The organism is Maribacter sp. X9 (assembly GCF_048537565.1).
Taxonomy (GTDB): domain Bacteria; phylum Bacteroidota; class Bacteroidia; order Flavobacteriales; family Flavobacteriaceae; genus Maribacter.
This window is the reverse complement of record NZ_CP183215.1, coordinates 2849941-2867766: the sequence shown is the minus strand read 5'-3', so window position 1 is coordinate 2867766 and position 17826 is coordinate 2849941. Positions and strand designations below refer to the sequence as shown.

Sequence of the window (17826 nt, the reverse complement as noted above, 5' to 3'; positions counted from 1 at the left end):
TCTCTATTTTATAATTAATTGCAGTCCCACTTAAAATCGGCAACTTTATCGTTCGATGCGGCTCCTAAATTGTAATGCCACCACTCGGTTCTGATAGACCAAAAACCATGGTTCTCCATCGTCTCCTTTAATAGCTTTCGGTTATCCAAAATTTCCTGTGGTAAATCAAAATTATCATGATAGGCCCGTTTCCCGAAAAAATCAAAATCGGTACCCATATCCAGTTCTTCGCCATCCAAAGTCACTAGTGTAATATCAACAGCACCACCCTTATTGTGAATGGACCCTTTCACAGGATTGGCAACATATTGAGGGTTCGGAACGATTTCCCACATTTTATATTGAACGGAATTGGGTCTATAGCAATCATAAAATTTTATTTTCACTCCCTTTTTTTTAAAATCGGCATTGGCCTCTAATAATGCTTTAGCAGTCTTAACCCGTGTGTAACACTCCGCACAATCGTATACCTTGGCTTTCAAAAAATTATTTTCAGTAGCATAACGCAAGTCGTAAGCAAAACCATCACTATAATCTGCCAATCGAATAAAGGTAGTGTCTGCCAAAGAATTCAAAAGTGGTACTTCTTTTTCGATAACCTTTATCTCTTCAATAGCTTGGTTCAACGTGTCTACAGGCATTACTTTTCGTTCATCAACTTGGGCATCGGTATTTTCCCTTTTCGCGTCCTTACAAGCTATAAAAATGCTCAAAGAGCATAGTGCCCATAAAATACTGTTCTTTAAACTTTGGTTCATCCTATTCATTCAATCTTTCAATTTTCTATTTCTAAATCCTCAAATAATCATTCCTGTTTTGTAAGCCAAAATTGGTTACCTTTCTAATCAATCGCCAAGCAATTTAACCAAAACTTATGGACTTACGATTCTTCTCATTTTTAATCGGTTTACTTTTTTTGATTTCTTGCGGAACTTCAAAGAATATTATACAAACAGATAAAATAAAACCCAATTCCCCTTGGCTTTTAGGCTTTGAAAAGACCGATGTCAATCCTATCATGAGGGCCGATGCTTCCTATACTTTTCTGGATCCTATTTCCAGTACGGAAGTTAATTGGCAAAAGGCCGATGTTTTTAATCCCGGAGCCATCGTTAAAAATGATACCGTTTTTCTTTTGTTCAGGGCTGAAGATAATCCGGATGCTATTTTAGGCGGACGGACTTCTCGGATTGGTTTGGCCTACAGCACGAATGGAATCGATTTTACCAAATACCCCAAACCTGTGCTTTTTCCTGATAACGACGAGTTTTCTCAATGGGATCAACCCGGTGGAATTGAAGATCCAAGGGTCGTTGAAACGCCCGAAGGAAGCTACATCATGATGTATACTAGCTGGAATACCGATGTGGCACGCCTCTCAAGCGCTACTTCAACAGACCTCAAACATTGGACCAAGCACGGACCTGTTTTTGAAGAGGCCTATGGCGGACAGTTCTTGGATGTTTGGAGTAAATCTGGATCCATCGTAACGGAATTGGTAAATGGCAGATTGATTGCCAAGAAAATAAATGGAAAATATCTTATGTATTGGGGTGAACTCTTCGTTAATCTCGCAACATCAGAAAATGGGGTGGATTGGGAACCGACATTAACGCAAGACGGAGAACTCTTGCATAGTTTTAAACCGTCTCTAAATGAATTTGACAGCCACCTGACCGAACCCGGGCCTCCTGCCCTATTTACAGATGCAGGTATTCTGTTATTATATAATGGGAAAAATTTAAGCGGAGAAGGGGCTACCTCGAAATATCCTGAAGGGACTTATTGTGGAGGTCAAGTACTTTTTGACAAAAATGATCCATCTATCATGATTTCGAGATTGGAAACCCCTTTTATATGCCCGAGTCTACCACATGAAGTTAGCGGACAGTACAAAGCTGGAACCACCTTTATCGAAGGGTTGGTCTATTTTAGAAATAATTGGTTTTTGTATTATGGAACTGCAGATTCTATGGTAGGCCTGGCAGTAAAGAAATAAAACCTCCTTTTTCATATGAAAAAGGAGGTTCTTATTATTATCAATAGGTTTAATCGAGCTGGTCTAAATATTCCAAGCTCAAAGGTACTTGTGAAACCACATTCGAAGATTCGTCTTCTATGAACATATATTCAATACCTAATTTTTTTGCTTCGGCAACAACGCCGGCAATATCGATTTGCCCAGTTCCCAAAACCACGTTGGTATCATCTTCTTCATGACCGGTATCATTTCCTTTAATACCTTTTTCCATATCCTTCAAATGTAGCAATACAAACTTTTTAGGATACTTTTTCATTAATGCTAGGGGATCTTCACCACCATGTTGAGCCCAGAACACATCGAGTTCAAATTTAAAATCCATGGCATTATCAGCCATATAATCGAATAACGTACCATTTTTATAAGGCCTGAATTCGTACCCATGCGGGTGATAGGCTAAGGTAAGTCCGTTTTGATTTAAAATTTTTCCGGCTTTATTGAAAACCTCGGTAGCATGTTGGGTTTCTTCCAAATCCCATTTATTAGCATCATGAGGAACCCAGGCACACATTACATATTTAGCTCCAAATGCTTTTGCATTGGAGATGACTGTAGTTACGTCAGATTCAAGGTCTTCGAAACTTGCACCAACACTTACGACATCTAGGTCATTTTCAGCGAGAAGTTCTTTGAAAGACTCTTTAGACATCCCATAGGTGTCACCGCCTTCTATCTTAGAGATACCCCACTCATGAATCAATCCCAATGTATTGGGAACGTTCTGTTTAAATTGATTTCGCAGACTATACAATTGCAAACCAACTTCTTGAGCATTAGCGAATGCACAACTTCCAATTAATATAAAATTAAAGATCAATTTCTTCATGAAGGTTGTTGTTTACGTCAATAGATTTCCTTCATCATCCCATTCTGCCATGATATTTCTTTTACTCTGATTGACGCATTTCGCTATCCATGCGGGATCATAAGCTACCCCATGCTGATCTAGAACATCTTGTGGTACCCCGTCCCAAACATTGGGTTGGTTACCTTTATACCCTAAATCTGCAATACCCACTTTTGAAGTATAATATCCGGTGACGGTAAGGCCTCTCATCAAATAGAAAAACTGAATACCTAATGGTTGTTCCTCCAATGGAACCTCTATATCATGATAACAAATTTCATCACAAATTTGTTTTTTCTGTTCTAAAGTGGCTGACTTGAATTCGGTTCCAAATTCCGTATTGCTTTTATGGTCCAACCACATTAAGCCTCCTAGAAGTGTGGGTGCCATTTCGGGAATATCTTTACCCATGAACTCCACCAAATCAGGTACGCCGGCCTCGATAGGCCCCCCATGCGGTTCTTTAGGAGGAAGAATCACTACGCTTAGTGCGGCAATAGTTTCCATCTCGTGCTCGTTGAACAATTGCTCTGCCTTCAATTTTTCAATACGCTCCAATTCCTTTGGGGTTCTCCCGAAATAATGATCACTACTCGTTGCGATGGCTTGATCAACTGCTTCCTTGTTTTCTGTATTACAAGCATTGAATACTAGACCAGAACCGGCCGCAGCACCACCGAGTATTAAGGTTTGTAAACTCTTTCTTCTATCCATCTTCTAAATATTTTGTGCCTTTAATTGTTCAATGATATAATCTGATGCCCTCCATGAAAGCGCCATAATCGTCCAAGTACAGTTCTTATCGGCTTGAGAAACAAATACCCCTGCATCTACGATAAAGACGTTATCTACATCATGCAATTGCTGGAACTTATTGGTGACGGAAGTTTTTGGGTCATTGCCCATACGTGTTGTTCCTACTTCATGTATGATTTGACCTGGAGCTAACAGGCCATAGTCTTGATCTTTACCTGGCTTATCCCCTAGCGGAATACCACCCATATTGTGGATCAATTCTTCAAACGTGTCCTGCATATGTTTTGCCTGATTAATCTCAAACTCAGAATGCTTGTAATTGAATTTTAATACCGGGATACCAAATTGATCTACCGTTGTCGGATCAATTTCACAATAGTTGTCTTTAAATGCAATAGCTTCACCACGACCCCCAAAACCAATTACTGAACCATAGTATTTCTTAACATCGTCACGCAAACTATCTCCATAACCCCCAGATTTCAGTCCGAAGTATTTGTTCATTCCGTTAGGGTCGAAACCGAAACCATAATTAGGTTGGCCCATACCACCCCAAACTTCAATGTGATATCCTCGAGGAAAGTTAAGTTTTGAATTATCTCCCCACCAAGGTGAATACACATGCATACCTCCTACTCCATCTTCATTATAGGAAACTTTCCTATTCATTAAATCGGGGATGATACCGGAAGCACTTGCTCCTGTAGAATCATGCAAGTATTTCCCAACAACGTTGCTACTATTTCCTAGTCCGTTAGGATGTTGTTTACTCTTAGAATTCAAGAGAATACGGGCTGTACTACAGGCTGATGCTGCCAGAACTACAACTTTTGCTTTGAGATGATATTCTTTCCTGTCATCTTTACTGATATAGGAAACACCTGTTGCTTTTCCTTCTGCATTGGTAGTTACTTCTCGAACCATAGAGTTTACAAAAATCTTGACCTTTCCGCCACTCTTTTGTGCCGGAAAGATTAAACAACTACCGGCAGAGAAATCTGCATAAATAGAACACGAACGGCCACACTGCCCACAATAAAAGCAGACCCCTCGGTCGTTGTTGATTCTTTTGGTCACCATGGAAAGCCTTCCTGGTATAACAGGAATATTCGATTTTTTTGCTCCTTTTATATAAAATAATTCATGCAGACGTGGCTTTGGAGGAGGAAGAAAGAATCCGTCAGGATCATTTTCCCTACCTTCTTTAGTTCCAAAAACACCGATCAACTTATCCAATTTATCGTAATAGGGCTTCACGTCTTCATAACCAATAGGCCAGTCATCTCCATGCCCATCACGTGTTTTTCCTTTAAAATCTTTTGGTCCGAAACGTAATGATATACGGCCCCAGTGGTTGGTTCGTCCTCCTAACATTCTTGCACGCCACCACTTAAACTCAGTACCTTCGGCATGCGTATAAGGCTCTCCATCTACTTCCCAATCGCCCCATGACATATCCCATTCTCCGAACGCACGATCCGTACCCGCTCCCCTACGTGGTGAATCATAAGGCCATTTTAATTGGGTTCGAGTTACCGGATCAGCGGGATCAAAAAACGGACCCGCCTCTACAACGGCAACATTTAAACCGGCATCTGCCAACTGTTTGGTGGCCATGCCACCGCCAGCGCCAGAACCAACAATAATGACATCATAGATTTCAGAGGATTCTTTTATTTGCATAATTTAAAATTTATTAAAGCTTACAATTTAATTATTAATTAAAAAAAACAAGGTGTTTTTAGCTGAATAACTTCAGTGATTGGATGTACGTTAATTTTCAATAGCCAAGCGTTAACTATTTAACTTATTCATTCACTGGTAAATGTAGAAGCTGGTAAACCAACACCGTTGAACACGTTTCCTATTACAGTACTTTTCCAAGCATAGCGCACAGCAACTGGATTTTTCACGTCTGTGCAACTTACCACCACTTTATCGTTCTTAATTTTTGCATTAGCTGGAAACCACTCACCTTTTTCATTTGAAATTTCAAAGCCCTCAGGTTTTTTCCCTTTAAACTTTAATCCATTCGAATTCGAAAAGGCAACCTCCATCTCTTTTCCATTTACTTTCGAAGATTTGAAAAGAGGTCCGTACACTTCCGTATCCAAGGTTTTAAAATGTTGCTTTAAAGCAATGTTCGCCAACCGAAGTCCAACATCCTGTTTATTTTGCGGATGAATATCTTCTACCGTACAAATATCACTCGTCATGGCCATTCCTGTATTTTCTAATTGTAAAGTTCTACGCTGTTGATCCCGCAATACGCCTCCTTCAAATTCTCTTCCGTATGTATACGGGGCAATTTGCACATAGTAAAACGGAAAGTTAATTTGCCATTTATTTCTCCAAGAGGTAATCATTTCGGTAAATAAGTCTTGATAACTTTCGGCATTGACCGTATTGGATTCCCCTTGATACCAAAGCACTCCGCCAATTTTAAACTTGGTCAAAGGATTTATCATCGCATTATAAAGCGTAGAACGTTCAACGGTCACCCACGGATTTGGCTTTACCAATTCGTGAGCTTCCACCAACTCAGGATGCTGTTCAAAAACATTCTCTGGTGTCCAAACTTCAGCACAGGATGCTCCCCATGAGGAATCAATCAAACCAATTGGGATCCCTAATTCTTTTTGGATTTTTCTGGCGAAAAAATAGGCCACGGCACTAAAATCAGGCATCGTTTCTGATGAACATACTTGCCAAGTACCGGAAACATCCTCCTGAGGATAGTCCGATGTTCTTTTTTGAACCGTGAACAGGCGTATGTTCGGGTAATCTGCGTTGGCTATTTCCGCTTCTTTGTTATCGATACCACTATTGGCGCTCCATTCCATATTACTTTGTCCGGAACACAACCAAACTTCACCGATCAGTACATTATCAAGAATAATCTCGTTTTCTTCTCCCTTAAATTTTATTATAAAAGGTCCGCCAGCATTTGGAGTATCGACTTGAATTTGCCATTTGGCATCATTGCCCGTCTTAACGTTCACCGTAGTATCGTTCCAACTTGTATAAATGCTAAACTCCTCATTAGGTCCTGCCCAGCCATACAATAGCACAGCTGTTTCTCGCTGCAGTACCATGTCATTAGAGAATATATGAGGCAGGGTGATTTCCGCTTCGGCAATAGTGCTAAAAGCTAAAGCAAGGACAAGTAAAAGAAATCGTTTCATGGTAAGTATCCATTAAAAGGATGCTAAATATAACTATTAATAACATAAATTTTATGGAATCTTTATTTCATAGAGCTATTTTATAAATAAAATTCATTTACTACCTTACTGGCAAAATAACCACTCATCATGAATGAAAAGTATGTGAAATTAAAAAGAAGAAATTTTATCAAAGGGTCTTCCGCCGCACTCTTTTTAGCCTCACTCCCTACTTATGGAATGATTTTTTTTAAAGATGAAAAGCCTAAAAAAGTAGCGTTAATCGGTACAGGATGGTATGGGAGTAGTGATTTATATAGACTGATCCAAGTGGCCAATGTTGAAGTGACCGCTTTGTGCGATGTGGATGATCACAATTTGGAAAATACCGCCCTCATTGTGTCGCAACGACAAAAAAGCAAAAAAAAACCTCAACTGTACTCCGATTATAGAACAATGCTAAAAAGCCACGATTTTGATATTGTGCTTATCGGCACTCCTGACCATTGGCACGCCCTTACGTGTATAGACGCCTTAAAAAGCGGCGCACATGTCTATGTTCAAAAACCCATCAGTATCGATGTAATGGAGGGGGAAGCCATGGTCGCGGCTGCCCGAAAATATGACCTTATAGTGCAAGTGGGTACACAGCGAAAAAGTACTCCACATTTAATAACGGCTAAAAAACAAATCGTGGACCAAGGACTTTTAGGAAAGGTGGGGCATGTAGAACTATGCTGTTACTATCACATGCGTGCCAACGGGAATCCTCCCGAAGAATCCGTGCCCGATTTTTTTGATTATGAAATGTGGACAGGCCCCGCCCCCATGCGTGCTTACGACGGACTCCCACATAAGCGTTGGTGGCGCACGTTTAGAGAATATAGTAATGGCATTACCGGAGACATGTGCGTTCATATGTTAGATACCGCTCGTTGGATGTTGGATTTGGGATGGCCTAAAAAAATAAGTTCAGAAGGTGGTATTTATGTTCAAAAAGGAGGGGAATCCAATATTTCAGATACCCAAACTGCAGTTTTTGAATTTGAAGATTTTAATTGCATTTGGCAACATCGTACGTGGGGAAATCCTGCTGACCCAGAATATCCATGGGCCTTTAAGATTTATGGAGAGAAAGGGGTCCTAAAAGGAGATGTAATGAAGGCTGAATTTGTTCCGGTAGATGGTGGGGAAACGCTTCGTTTTGATGTGGTCTACGAACGAGAAAAATATCCGGAAGACGTAACGGAAAAGGACATTGAACTACACGCCGCTCCTGCCACGCGTGGACATATGATCGATTTTCTAAAAGCCATAGAAAACAATACCAGGCCCATCGCCGATATTGAACAAGGTCATATTTCAACTGCTAGTTGCATCTTGGCCAATCTTTCAATGGATTTAAAACGGCCATTGGTCTATGACCCTGTCTCTAGAACGGTGATAAACGACCCCGAAGCCACAGCCTTATTGACGCGGGAGTATCGAGGGGATTGGGTGCACCCACACCCAGATACCGTATAGATCACTGCAATTTTTTAGTAGAATCACGAACCAGTAAACTGGTTTTTACGGTTTTTGTTTCGAACGGCAGACCAGGAGTTTTAATTCTATTGATCAGTAATTTTGCGGTAAGTTCTCCTATGTATTTACCATGTTGACTAACCATCGTCAAGGAGGGAGTGACGTATTTAGATAACTGTCCGTTTGTAAAACCAATAATAGAAATATCATTGGGGACATTGTACCCTCGGGCCTTTACAATTTCCAATACCTTCACAGCGGTTATTTCGTCAAATCCTATAATACCTTCTATGTTTTTGTAATTGAGCAAAAAGGACATTAGCAGGTCTATATCATCTTTTGGAGAGAGAGTGATGAGCAATTTAGTGTCAAATGGAATCTCATACTCCTCCAACGCTTTCTTATATCCTTCCATTCTTAATTTACCCACGCTAGAACTACCAATAGGATTCACTACTGCAATAGTAGCACAACCAATATTGATCAGATGTTTGGTTGTCTTGTAACCTGCCTCAAAATCATCGACCACTACTTTATCACATTCCAGTAAATCAGAAACCCGATCAAAAAGCACTACAGGAATGTCATTGTTGATAATACCTGTCAAGGCATCCAATTTATTTTCATTTTGGGTTTCTTCCGCCAAGGAAATAATAAGGCCGTCAACGGTTCCAGAATCAAAGAATTCCAAGGTTTTACTTTCTTTGGCAAAAGATTCGTCACTGATACAGCTAATGATATTATATCCATTTTCATTAGCTATTTTCTCGATACCGTACAGTACCTGTACAAAGAAATAATTTAGGATATTGGGAACCACTACGCCGATAGTATTTGTTCTCCTGTTCAATAAATTAAGCGCTAACCTATTCGGTTTGTAGTGTTTTTCTTTGGCATACTCCTGGATTTTTACTTTTAACTCAGCACTTATTTCATGGCTGTCATTAACCGCTTTTGACACCGTTGAAATCGAAACGTTGAAATGTTTTGCAATATCCTTTAAGGTTATCTTTTTCATACATATAAACTTAAAAAGGTCTTGAAAACATTCCAAGACCTTTTTAACAACTTTCTACACTATTCTAGATATACTGATTGATGATATTCTCGAACAACTCTTGTTTACCACTCTGTAATTCAAGCTCACCATTTTCCATGGCAATATTATAAAGGTCTTTCATCTCTAATTTACCGGCTTCAAAATCTTTACCTTTTCCGCTATCAAAAGAACTGTATCTTTTTTCACGTAACGAATTGTAAGAAGAAGACGTCATGATTTTATCAGCAGTAATCAAAGCCCTGGCAAAGGTATCGGCACCACCAATATGTGCATGGAAGACATCATCAAGATCCGTACTGTTTCTTCTGATCTTCGCATCAAAATTGATACCACCGCCCTGTAATCCTCCCGCAGCCAAGAATACCAGCATCGCTTCGGTAGTTTCCTGTACATTATTTGGAAACTGATCGGTATCCCATCCATTTTGATAATCACCTCTATTGGCATCCAAACTACCTAACATTCCTGCTTTGGCAGCCACGGCGATTTCGTGTTGGAACGTGTGTTGCGCCAAGGTAGCGTGGTTTACTTCAATGTTCATTTTGAAATCATTCTCCAAACCGTATTCCTTTAAGAACCCTATAGCGGTAGCACAATCAAAGTCGTACTGATGTTTCATGGGCTCCATAGGTTTGGGTTCAATGAAGAAATTTCCCTTAAACCCTTGGGCACGGGCATAATCACGCGCCATGGTCAAAAATTGCCCCATGTGGTCCAATTCGCGTCCCATATCGGTATTCAAAAGGGACATATACCCTTCTCGGCCACCCCAGAACACATAATTTTCACCATCTAAAGCCATGGTAGCGTCCAAAGCCAATTTTATCTGTCCGCCAGCTCTGGCCAACACATTAAAATCTGGATTGGTAGCCGCACCGTTCATGTATCTTGGATTGGAGAAACAGTTCGCCGTTCCCCAAAGTAATTTGATACCACTTTCCTTTTTCTTCTCCTTCAGGTAATCGACGATGGTCGAAAGTCTCTTTTCAGATTCTGCAAAAGTTGATGCTTCTTGAATAAGGTCAAAATCATGGAAGCAGAAATAATCGAATCCCATTTTCCCGATGAACTCAAAAGCGGCGTCTGCTTTATCCTTGGCAGCTTGTATGGGGTCAGAAGCTTTGTCCCACTCAAAACTTTGCGTACCAGGGCCAAATGGATCAGCACCTTGTCCACAGAAGGTATGCCAGTAGGCAATGGCGAACTTAAAGTGTTCTTTCATGGTTTTGCCCGCTACCACTTGATCTGGATTGTAATACTTGAACGCTAGGGGATTGTCAGATTCCTTACCTTCAAATTGAATGTTACCTATTCCTTTAAAATATTCCTTACTTGCCATTATGATTGTTTTTATTTGTTGTTTAAAATTAATTCCAATTCTTTCTTCCAATTTTTGTAGGCATCTTGGTAGGCCTTGATATTCTTCTTGGGACTAAAGGTCATTACATAGTCATTCTCGAGAATGGCCTTGCCATAAGCCTCAAAATCGCCCTTATGAAGATTTGCGGCCCTTGCAGCCCCAATAGCACCCGTAGTATTATAGATTTCAATATCATAACCGATCAGGGTAGCCACTGTGTTCGAAAAAATCTCCGAACGAAAAAGATTGTCGTTACCGGCACGCATGACGTTTACTTTGATACCATCGGATATCATAATTTCCATTCCATACACGAAGGAAAAAGCGATGCCTTCCAAAGCCGCCCTGCAGAGATGACCCTTACCGTGATTGTTCAAGTTCAAGTTGACAATTCTCGTTCCAACTTCTTGATTCTTAAGCATACGCTCTGCACCATTCCCAAAAGGTATCAAAGCGATTCCATCGGAACCCACCGGAACTTTGTTCGCCAAAGTATTCATCTCATCATAGGAAGCTACGTCCAAATTATTCAACAACCATCGGTATTGGATACCCGCTCCGTTGATGCATAATAACTTACCTATTTTGGGAGGTTTGCCTGGGGAATAGTTCACATGGGCAAAATTGTTCACTTGAGCGCTGTGCTTAACGGAAAGATTGTCGGTCACCGCATATACGACACCGGAAGTACCACCGGTGGCCGCCACTTCACCTGGATTAAAAACGTTTAAGGTCAGGGCGTTATTGGGTTGATCTCCCGCCCTGTAAAGAATAGGCGTACCCACCGCAATGCCACTTTCCTGAGACCCTTTTTCGTCCACTTTGGATTGTACTGAAAAGGTGTCCACAATATCAGGGATCATATGCTTCTCAAGGGCGTAATGGTTCAAAAGCACATCGGCTATGTCGTCCGTTTTGAAATCCCAAAGAATACCTTCGGAAAGTCCGGACACCGTTGTGTTCACCACCCCGGATAATTTATAGGCGATATAATCGCCAGGAAGCATCATTTTATACACCTTACTGTAGATCTCGGGTTCATTCTCTTTGACCCACTTCAATTTAGAAGCTGTGAAATTGGCCGGGGAATTCAACAGGTGTTCGTTGCAAGTATCTTGACCAAGATTTTCGAAAGCATTCTGACCAATACCAACGGCCCTACTATCACACCAAATGATGGATTTTCGCAAGGGATTTCCCTCCTTATCAATCAACACCAGTCCGTGCATTTGATACGATATGCCAATACCGGAAATATCTTTAGTGCTTACGTTGTATTTTAGACTCAATTTCTTGAGCCCGCTACAAGCGTATTTCCACCAATCATTGGGATCCTGCTCCGCCCAACCGTTCTTGATCGCTTCCATCGACATTTCTGTCTCCGGTTCGGTAACCACTCCAATACTTTTTCCTGTTGAAGCATTGACCAAAGCAATTTTTATGGAAGAACTTCCAATATCCAGTCCTAAATGATACATATGTTGTGTGAGTTGATTTTTAGCCTTAATAAGTTAAACCAAAAATAACTACAATCCATACTATTCTTAATTTTTGATACGAAAATAAATAGTAAAATCTTTTAAATCCTTTTTCAATCATTGATAAAATCTACAATAAACCATTGATTTAAAGGCATGTAATAGTGTTATTCATTTTCGAAAATCACCGAAAGGGTTTTCGTAAAACAACTTTCGATCAAACCTTTGCATTTAATATTCTTCGAGTTGGTTCTGAAGCAACTCCAGTTTCGAAAGTGCTTCAGATTTTGAATTTACATCTAACTTTAAATAAATATTTTGAATATGAAAGTTGACAGCGCTTGGGGTAACGAACAACTTTTCAGCGATCATTTTATAGGTCGCACCTTGACATAGATAGTCGACAATTTGGTTTTCGCGATCTGAGAAAAAAGCAAAGGTTCTCTTATGGAAGTTATGGATGACTTTCTTAATAATATCCATACTCATGGCCGCACCTTCCTTTTCAATACTGTTCAAGGCGTGCTCGAGTTTATCTAAGGTAAGTGGTTTGGTCAAATACCCATTGGCTCCTTTTTTAAAGGCATTTTTAATAACGTCAAAATCATTTATTTCACTGAACATGATCACCTTTATACCCCAGGCTTTCTTTCTGAATAATTTAATGGCCTCTATACCGTTGATTCCATTTAAATCGATTTCCGATAAAACAATATGGGGCAAGGTATGCTTAAAGTCCTTAAGCCCCTCTTGAGCAGAGGTATAGCTACCCATTAGTTGATAATCCTCTAATTGCTCAAAATGATTTTTGTAAACGGCATGTAATGATCTTTCACGTTCTAAAACAATTATTCTTATTATTGAATTTTTCATAATTTCCAAAGTTTAGTGGTATTTTTTCAGGGAGCGAAAAACACCATAGGTTAGTCATGAGTAACATCAAGAACTTTTGCAAGTTCATTACCAACCAAACATAGGACAGCCATTATGCACCCATAGTTAAAAAGACTATAGGTTCATCAATTAAGTAATATGATGAAATGAGGAAAGGTAAACCCCATTAAATACGGGGCTCTCTCAAAGTCCTGGTTTAGTTATAATTTAATTACCCTTAACAGCTTTTTTGCCAAGGCATTAAATTCATTACTCGAAACCGTTCCTTGAACTTTGGTCTTAACGTCATTTTGGGGGAACTGGAGCCTGAATTCCAATCCGCAAAAAAACGTGCATTGATACTAACATAAAGTAGGTAATAATTTTCCATGTTTTTGGGGGGATTTGGGGTTAAACAATGGTTTTAAAAATTTAGGTTAAAGAAATATATATATTATTGTGACAGAACCCTCTAAATGATCTAAATTTTCGTTAAAATGCCATTTTTCAGCAATAAATAAAGTCATTCATCGATTGTCTCCACCTTATTTTAAATTGAAAATACCGGGAATAGTAAACATAAAAAAAGGAGGGGACCCAGTCATCCCCCCGGATAACACCCCTCCTTTTATTGACAATTCAAACCAAACATAGAAATTCTTACAAACCAAATTTTGGTCAATATTTATTCCCTACTTATATAATCGTCTTCCAATGTATTCGATGCGGTTGCGGTAGTTTCGTTTACCTGCATAATCCACTTTTCTGCTTTGTATTTTCCGTTTAAATCAGTACTTGCCGCTATCTGCGCTTCGTTTTTATAATCATAATCTGCCAAGTATACATAGTACAGTCCGTTCTCTTTATTATAAAATTGTTTTGGGTCTAAACCTTTGCTCTTCAAATCTTTCATGAAGGCATTAAGGTATTTCGTAGTACTATATACATTGGCAATGAGATAATATCCAGAATTCATATCTATAACATCTGAATCAACCAACATCTTTACCGGTAATTCCTGGTAATCACCCCTATTATTATTAGCTGCAGAGGCATGGGCCGGCTCTGTTTCAAAATCTGAGTCGTTAGACACATAGGATGTGTCTCCTCCCGTACTAAAGTCCTGTAACGAACTCTTAATTGTGGTATCGATATCGTTACGCAACATTCTTACGATAAGCTCAAATCTTTGTTCAAACGCTGCTATTCTAGCTTCTTCTATCGAATCTTGACGTAATATCAGTTCATCTAATATCATTTTGTTCTCATAGGCCAAATCGTTTGAAAAAACCTCAGTTTTTTGCTTTCTCTGTTTCGATGTATTAGCATCATCACGTTCGGCAATCAAATTTGCAATCTGCTCTTCATAATTACGAACTATGTTATCTATCTTATTATCTGAAGAATTATCGGCTACGGTAATTCCTAAATCATCATCCTTAAATTTATAAGCCAAAGAAATCTCATGGTTCCACCCCAAGTTGGCATCCTGTTTTGACAAATCCTTTTCCATCAAATACCCCAACGACATTTTTTTGCTCAGGTTAACGCCAATTCCTGCAGAAACCCCATATTCTTCATCTAACGTGGTCTGTAGCCACCCATAATTCGGTAGGTCCAATAAAAGTGAGCCAAAATAATATAGGCTCCCATCAAAGTTTTGCCCTGCTTGTGCGAGAGGCATTAATCGTGCATTCTCGAACAGCCCCCTTGAATTTTCAAAGGAATGCGTATACTGTACCGATGCCTTTACACTTTTTACGGACAGATCCGTTAGAAACTCGTTCGTTGTTTGATTGTATTTAAAAAGGTCTTCCGCATAAAAACCAAAATCGAATTTACCGAGCGATAAGTTGATTCCGGGCTGCACCGCGATCTTACTTTCTTTTCTTGAATCGGCAATTTCGGGATCTTCTTCGCCACTTACTATTCTATTTTTATCCAAACCTTGGTTAAAGTAGGTAATATTGGTTCCAAAGGTTAAAACTGATTTCTCACCTAATCGCACTGCCGATGCATAGTTTGCATTAAAGCCAAACTCCTGCACAACACCTGACCATTGACTGTAGACCCCTATACCCACAGCGGTATTTTCATTCAATTTATTACTAAAACCAAGAAAATAATTTTGACTGTTATCATCAAAAGTGGCATATTGGTTTCTATGCAAAATATTCAAATATGATTTGTTTTCCCGTACCAAGGAAAATGTAGGATTAATAAAAAACCTGTTGAAGAATAATTGATTGTGATACGTGCTACTTGACCCTAAATTTGCATTGGTTTCTTGGCCTTTAACTGTTTGGACAAGGGTCAATAAAAATAATACAATAAAAAAACTATTGATTTTTAACCGATTTTCCATAACGTTTGATTTAAATGATTAGAGAACTGAATGTCTTGTTTTATATGGGGGAAATGAATAATGGGTGGTTATTCATCTTCGAAAACGGAACTGGAATAATGAATCTGTTTTTCCGTATTGAAGGCTTCTAGAAAGCGGGAGTCCCATTCCTTATCATTATTAGGTTTATCGCTCAAATTAAAAGCGACATTTTGAGACATTCCGTTTGCGCCGTTCCGGTTAGATACGACATATCCAAATCCATCTTTTTGCAGAAGATTAATGGAATATTCATCAAACTTGCTGTTGACAGCATTGCCCATGTTCATCGCAAGGCCTACTTTGCGCTCCCCAACTTCGACTAGAAATACATCGAGACCTCCATAACCTTCCCGACCATCAGAAGCAAAAACCAAGGTGCCGTTAACTATGGGATTGGGGTATAATTCATTTTTAAGGGTATTTACCTTTTCCCCTAGGTTTTTAGGCATCCCCGGAAGTCCATTTTTTTGAATGGTCGCCACATAGATGTCATATTCACCAAAACTACCAGGCATATTAGAGGCAAAGAACAAGCGGTTACCATCAGGAGAAACGGCCGGATGCATGGCAGAATAATCACCTGGACAAAGCGGAAGTTCTACAACTTTTTTCCACTCGCCAGCAATTTTATCGGCCTTATAAATTTTATGGATTTTTTGCTTTTTGGAGAAAATGCCCGTCACAGGTTTTCTATAGGTCGTTTTACTGAAATAAGCTGTGTTACCCCCATTGGTAAGTGCTACCGGCTGCTCGTATTCGCCTAGAGATCCAGACGTACAATTAAAATTTGAAACTAAACCTTTGTGGGTATCCGAATTATCCCATGGCAAAAACTTACTTCTATTATGGGACGAAACATGGGCAGGTATTACCGTTTGGGTCATTTTATAATCTTCCTTCACCAGCTCTGTCCAATTTTCATCGGCTACTTCATTTTGAACCTCCTTGCCCAATTTAGAAACCGCATGATCAAACCTTTTTTGATAGCTTTTCTTCAACGTGCCGTCTTCTGAAATTTCCATGAGTCTACCATACCAATACAAGGCATTTTCATACTTCTTCGACAGAAAATTGGCGTTACCAAGATCTTCAAAAATTTCTGCATCAGAAAAACCTAAGTTTTTTAACTTCTTATAGTTTTCTGAACGCTTTGAAACTTCGGTAATTTTCCTTTCCTTAAAACTTGCAGGTGAATCATTGTAGGCCACATCTTGACCATAAGCCAAACTTGCCAAGCAGACAAACAATAGGCTACATTTAATTGAATTGTTCATATTACCAGATTTAGGGGGTTAATACCTCAAAGTTCTAATAATAGATTCAATCCCTTCTTAATAAAAATTCATAGGTTTTGAATAAAAATATAAACTATTTAATTAGCATTTCATTGAAACCTATTTAATTTCAATTACTTATAAAAAATATACCTGTTAATTTTTAACCTGTTGATTTTTCCTTTTATCTGAAATATATGTATAACCCAAATATGCCAACTGAAGTGCCACTGCTGCAATTTTCAGTTTACGACTTCGTACCAATACTTTAGCTATACCGAACAACGGTGACAATCCCATATCTACAATTTTTAGTGTTCTGCTAAAATACTTTTTGAAATTGAAAAAGTTTGACCCTATCCACCTTAATACTAGACGAAAAGATAATTCTGCTGATTATAAAAATTATACCAATAAAGCAAAAGACTCATTTTTTATAGTCAATACTTCTACTATATTACTGCTACCTTAGATGTAGAACAAATACTAATAGGGAGCTGAAGGCACCCCTTAAAAATAAAATTATGAACAAGGATATTGAAAAAATCGAGCACAGATTAAAGGACTTGGTAACTAAAAACGAAGATGCAATTAAAGGTTTTGAAAAAGCAGCTAAAAATGCAGAACAAGTAGGTATTAAAAGCTATTTTGAAAAAAAAGTTGTTGAACGCATGCAATTTCTACGTGAGCTAAGGGCGTCAGCTACCGATTTAGATTTAGGAAGTGTAGAAATTGACGGAAGTGCTGCGGGAGCAGTTCATAGAACTTGGATGGATGTAAAATCGTTCTTTGCGGGGGACAATGATGAAGCTATGCTTGAAGAAGCAGTAAGAGGTGACAAAGCTGCCATGGACGATTACGATAAAGCATTGGCCGAAACAATGATGCCTCATAGGATCAAAGAAATCATTAGAGCCCAACGTGAAAAATTACATAACGATTTACAGACCTCTGAAATTTTAGAAGATTACAGGTAATATTGAACCAACAAATTAAAAAAGCCCCTGTAATACAGGGGCTTTTTTATGTTTAATAAAATGGATATCATTTTCTTTTAGCCTTA

General features: G+C 39.0%; 15 protein-coding genes. 3 read left to right on the top strand and 12 right to left on the bottom strand.

Annotated elements, in window-relative coordinates; translation table 11 throughout:
- Window positions 1–14: 14 nt before the first annotated feature.
- Complete coding sequence (locus ACNR9Q_RS12135; RefSeq protein WP_419211486.1) at window positions 15–758, bottom strand: M15 family metallopeptidase; 744 nt, start codon at window positions 756–758, stop codon at window positions 15–17.
- A gap of 116 nt (window positions 759–874) precedes the next feature.
- Here ACNR9Q_RS12135 and ACNR9Q_RS12130 point away from each other — a divergent pair, with 116 nt between their 5' ends.
- A complete protein-coding gene (locus tag ACNR9Q_RS12130; RefSeq protein ID WP_419211485.1) occupies window positions 875–1999 on the top strand; it encodes a glycoside hydrolase family 130 protein in 1125 nt (374 codons plus the stop codon).
- 49 nt (window positions 2000–2048) lie between these two features.
- Here the strand turns inward: ACNR9Q_RS12130 and ACNR9Q_RS12125 are convergent, their stop codons facing one another.
- The 4 genes from ACNR9Q_RS12125 to ACNR9Q_RS12110 form a co-directional block, all read right to left on the bottom strand.
- Complete coding sequence (locus ACNR9Q_RS12125; protein WP_419211484.1) at window positions 2049–2867, bottom strand: sugar phosphate isomerase/epimerase family protein; 819 nt, start codon at window positions 2865–2867, stop codon at window positions 2049–2051.
- Between the two features lie 12 nt (window positions 2868–2879).
- Window positions 2880–3602, bottom strand: a complete 723-nt coding sequence (locus tag ACNR9Q_RS12120) for a gluconate 2-dehydrogenase subunit 3 family protein (RefSeq protein ID WP_419211483.1) — start codon at window positions 3600–3602, stop codon at window positions 2880–2882.
- A 3-nt stretch (window positions 3603–3605) separates the two neighbouring features.
- Window positions 3606–5327 (bottom strand): GMC family oxidoreductase, encoded by a 1722-nt coding sequence (locus tag ACNR9Q_RS12115; protein ID WP_419211482.1) that lies wholly within the window; start codon window positions 5325–5327, stop codon window positions 3606–3608.
- Window positions 5328–5455: 128 nt separating this feature from the next.
- Window positions 5456–6829 carry a sialate O-acetylesterase gene (locus ACNR9Q_RS12110; protein WP_419211481.1) on the bottom strand — a complete coding sequence of 458 codons (1374 nt, stop codon included), beginning with the start codon at window positions 6827–6829 and terminating at the stop codon, window positions 5456–5458.
- Between the two features lie 129 nt (window positions 6830–6958).
- Between ACNR9Q_RS12110 and ACNR9Q_RS12105 the strand changes: the two genes are divergently transcribed.
- Window positions 6959–8332 (top strand): Gfo/Idh/MocA family protein, encoded by a 1374-nt coding sequence (locus tag ACNR9Q_RS12105; RefSeq protein ID WP_419211480.1) that lies wholly within the window; start codon window positions 6959–6961, stop codon window positions 8330–8332.
- A gap of 1 nt (window position 8333) precedes the next feature.
- On the opposite strand, the gene ACNR9Q_RS12100 is transcribed toward ACNR9Q_RS12105, so the two are convergent.
- The 7 genes from ACNR9Q_RS12100 to ACNR9Q_RS12070 all read right to left on the bottom strand — a co-directional run bounded on the left by ACNR9Q_RS12100 (window position 8334) and on the right by ACNR9Q_RS12070 (window position 17063).
- The gene (locus tag ACNR9Q_RS12100) at window positions 8334–9350 is read right to left on the bottom strand and encodes a LacI family DNA-binding transcriptional regulator (protein WP_419211479.1); all 1017 of its coding nucleotides are present in this window, start codon (window positions 9348–9350) and stop codon (window positions 8334–8336) included.
- Window positions 9351–9414: 64 nt separating this feature from the next.
- The gene (gene xylA, locus ACNR9Q_RS12095; protein WP_419211478.1) at window positions 9415–10731 is read right to left on the bottom strand and encodes a xylose isomerase; all 1317 of its coding nucleotides are present in this window, start codon (window positions 10729–10731) and stop codon (window positions 9415–9417) included.
- Window positions 10732–10742: 11 nt separating this feature from the next.
- Window positions 10743–12230 (bottom strand): xylulokinase, encoded by a 1488-nt coding sequence (locus tag ACNR9Q_RS12090; RefSeq protein WP_419211477.1) that lies wholly within the window; start codon window positions 12228–12230, stop codon window positions 10743–10745.
- 231 nt (window positions 12231–12461) lie between these two features.
- Entirely contained in the window at window positions 12462–13103 is a 642-nt protein-coding gene (locus ACNR9Q_RS12085) for a response regulator transcription factor (RefSeq protein ID WP_419211476.1), read from the bottom strand.
- Between the two features lie 685 nt (window positions 13104–13788).
- Complete coding sequence (locus ACNR9Q_RS12080) at window positions 13789–15468, bottom strand: type IX secretion system membrane protein PorP/SprF (protein WP_419211475.1); 1680 nt, start codon at window positions 15466–15468, stop codon at window positions 13789–13791.
- 68 nt (window positions 15469–15536) lie between these two features.
- On the bottom strand, window positions 15537–16763 hold the full coding sequence (locus ACNR9Q_RS12075; RefSeq protein ID WP_419211474.1) for a cell envelope biogenesis protein OmpA: 1227 nt from the start codon (window positions 16761–16763) through the stop codon (window positions 15537–15539).
- A 156-nt stretch (window positions 16764–16919) separates the two neighbouring features.
- Window positions 16920–17063, bottom strand: a complete 144-nt coding sequence (locus ACNR9Q_RS12070) for a hypothetical protein (protein ID WP_419211473.1) — start codon at window positions 17061–17063, stop codon at window positions 16920–16922.
- Between the two features lie 224 nt (window positions 17064–17287).
- Between ACNR9Q_RS12070 and ACNR9Q_RS12065 the strand changes: the two genes are divergently transcribed.
- On the top strand, window positions 17288–17740 hold the full coding sequence (locus ACNR9Q_RS12065) for a ferritin-like domain-containing protein (RefSeq protein ID WP_419211472.1): 453 nt from the start codon (window positions 17288–17290) through the stop codon (window positions 17738–17740).
- Window positions 17741–17826 lie beyond the last annotated feature (86 nt).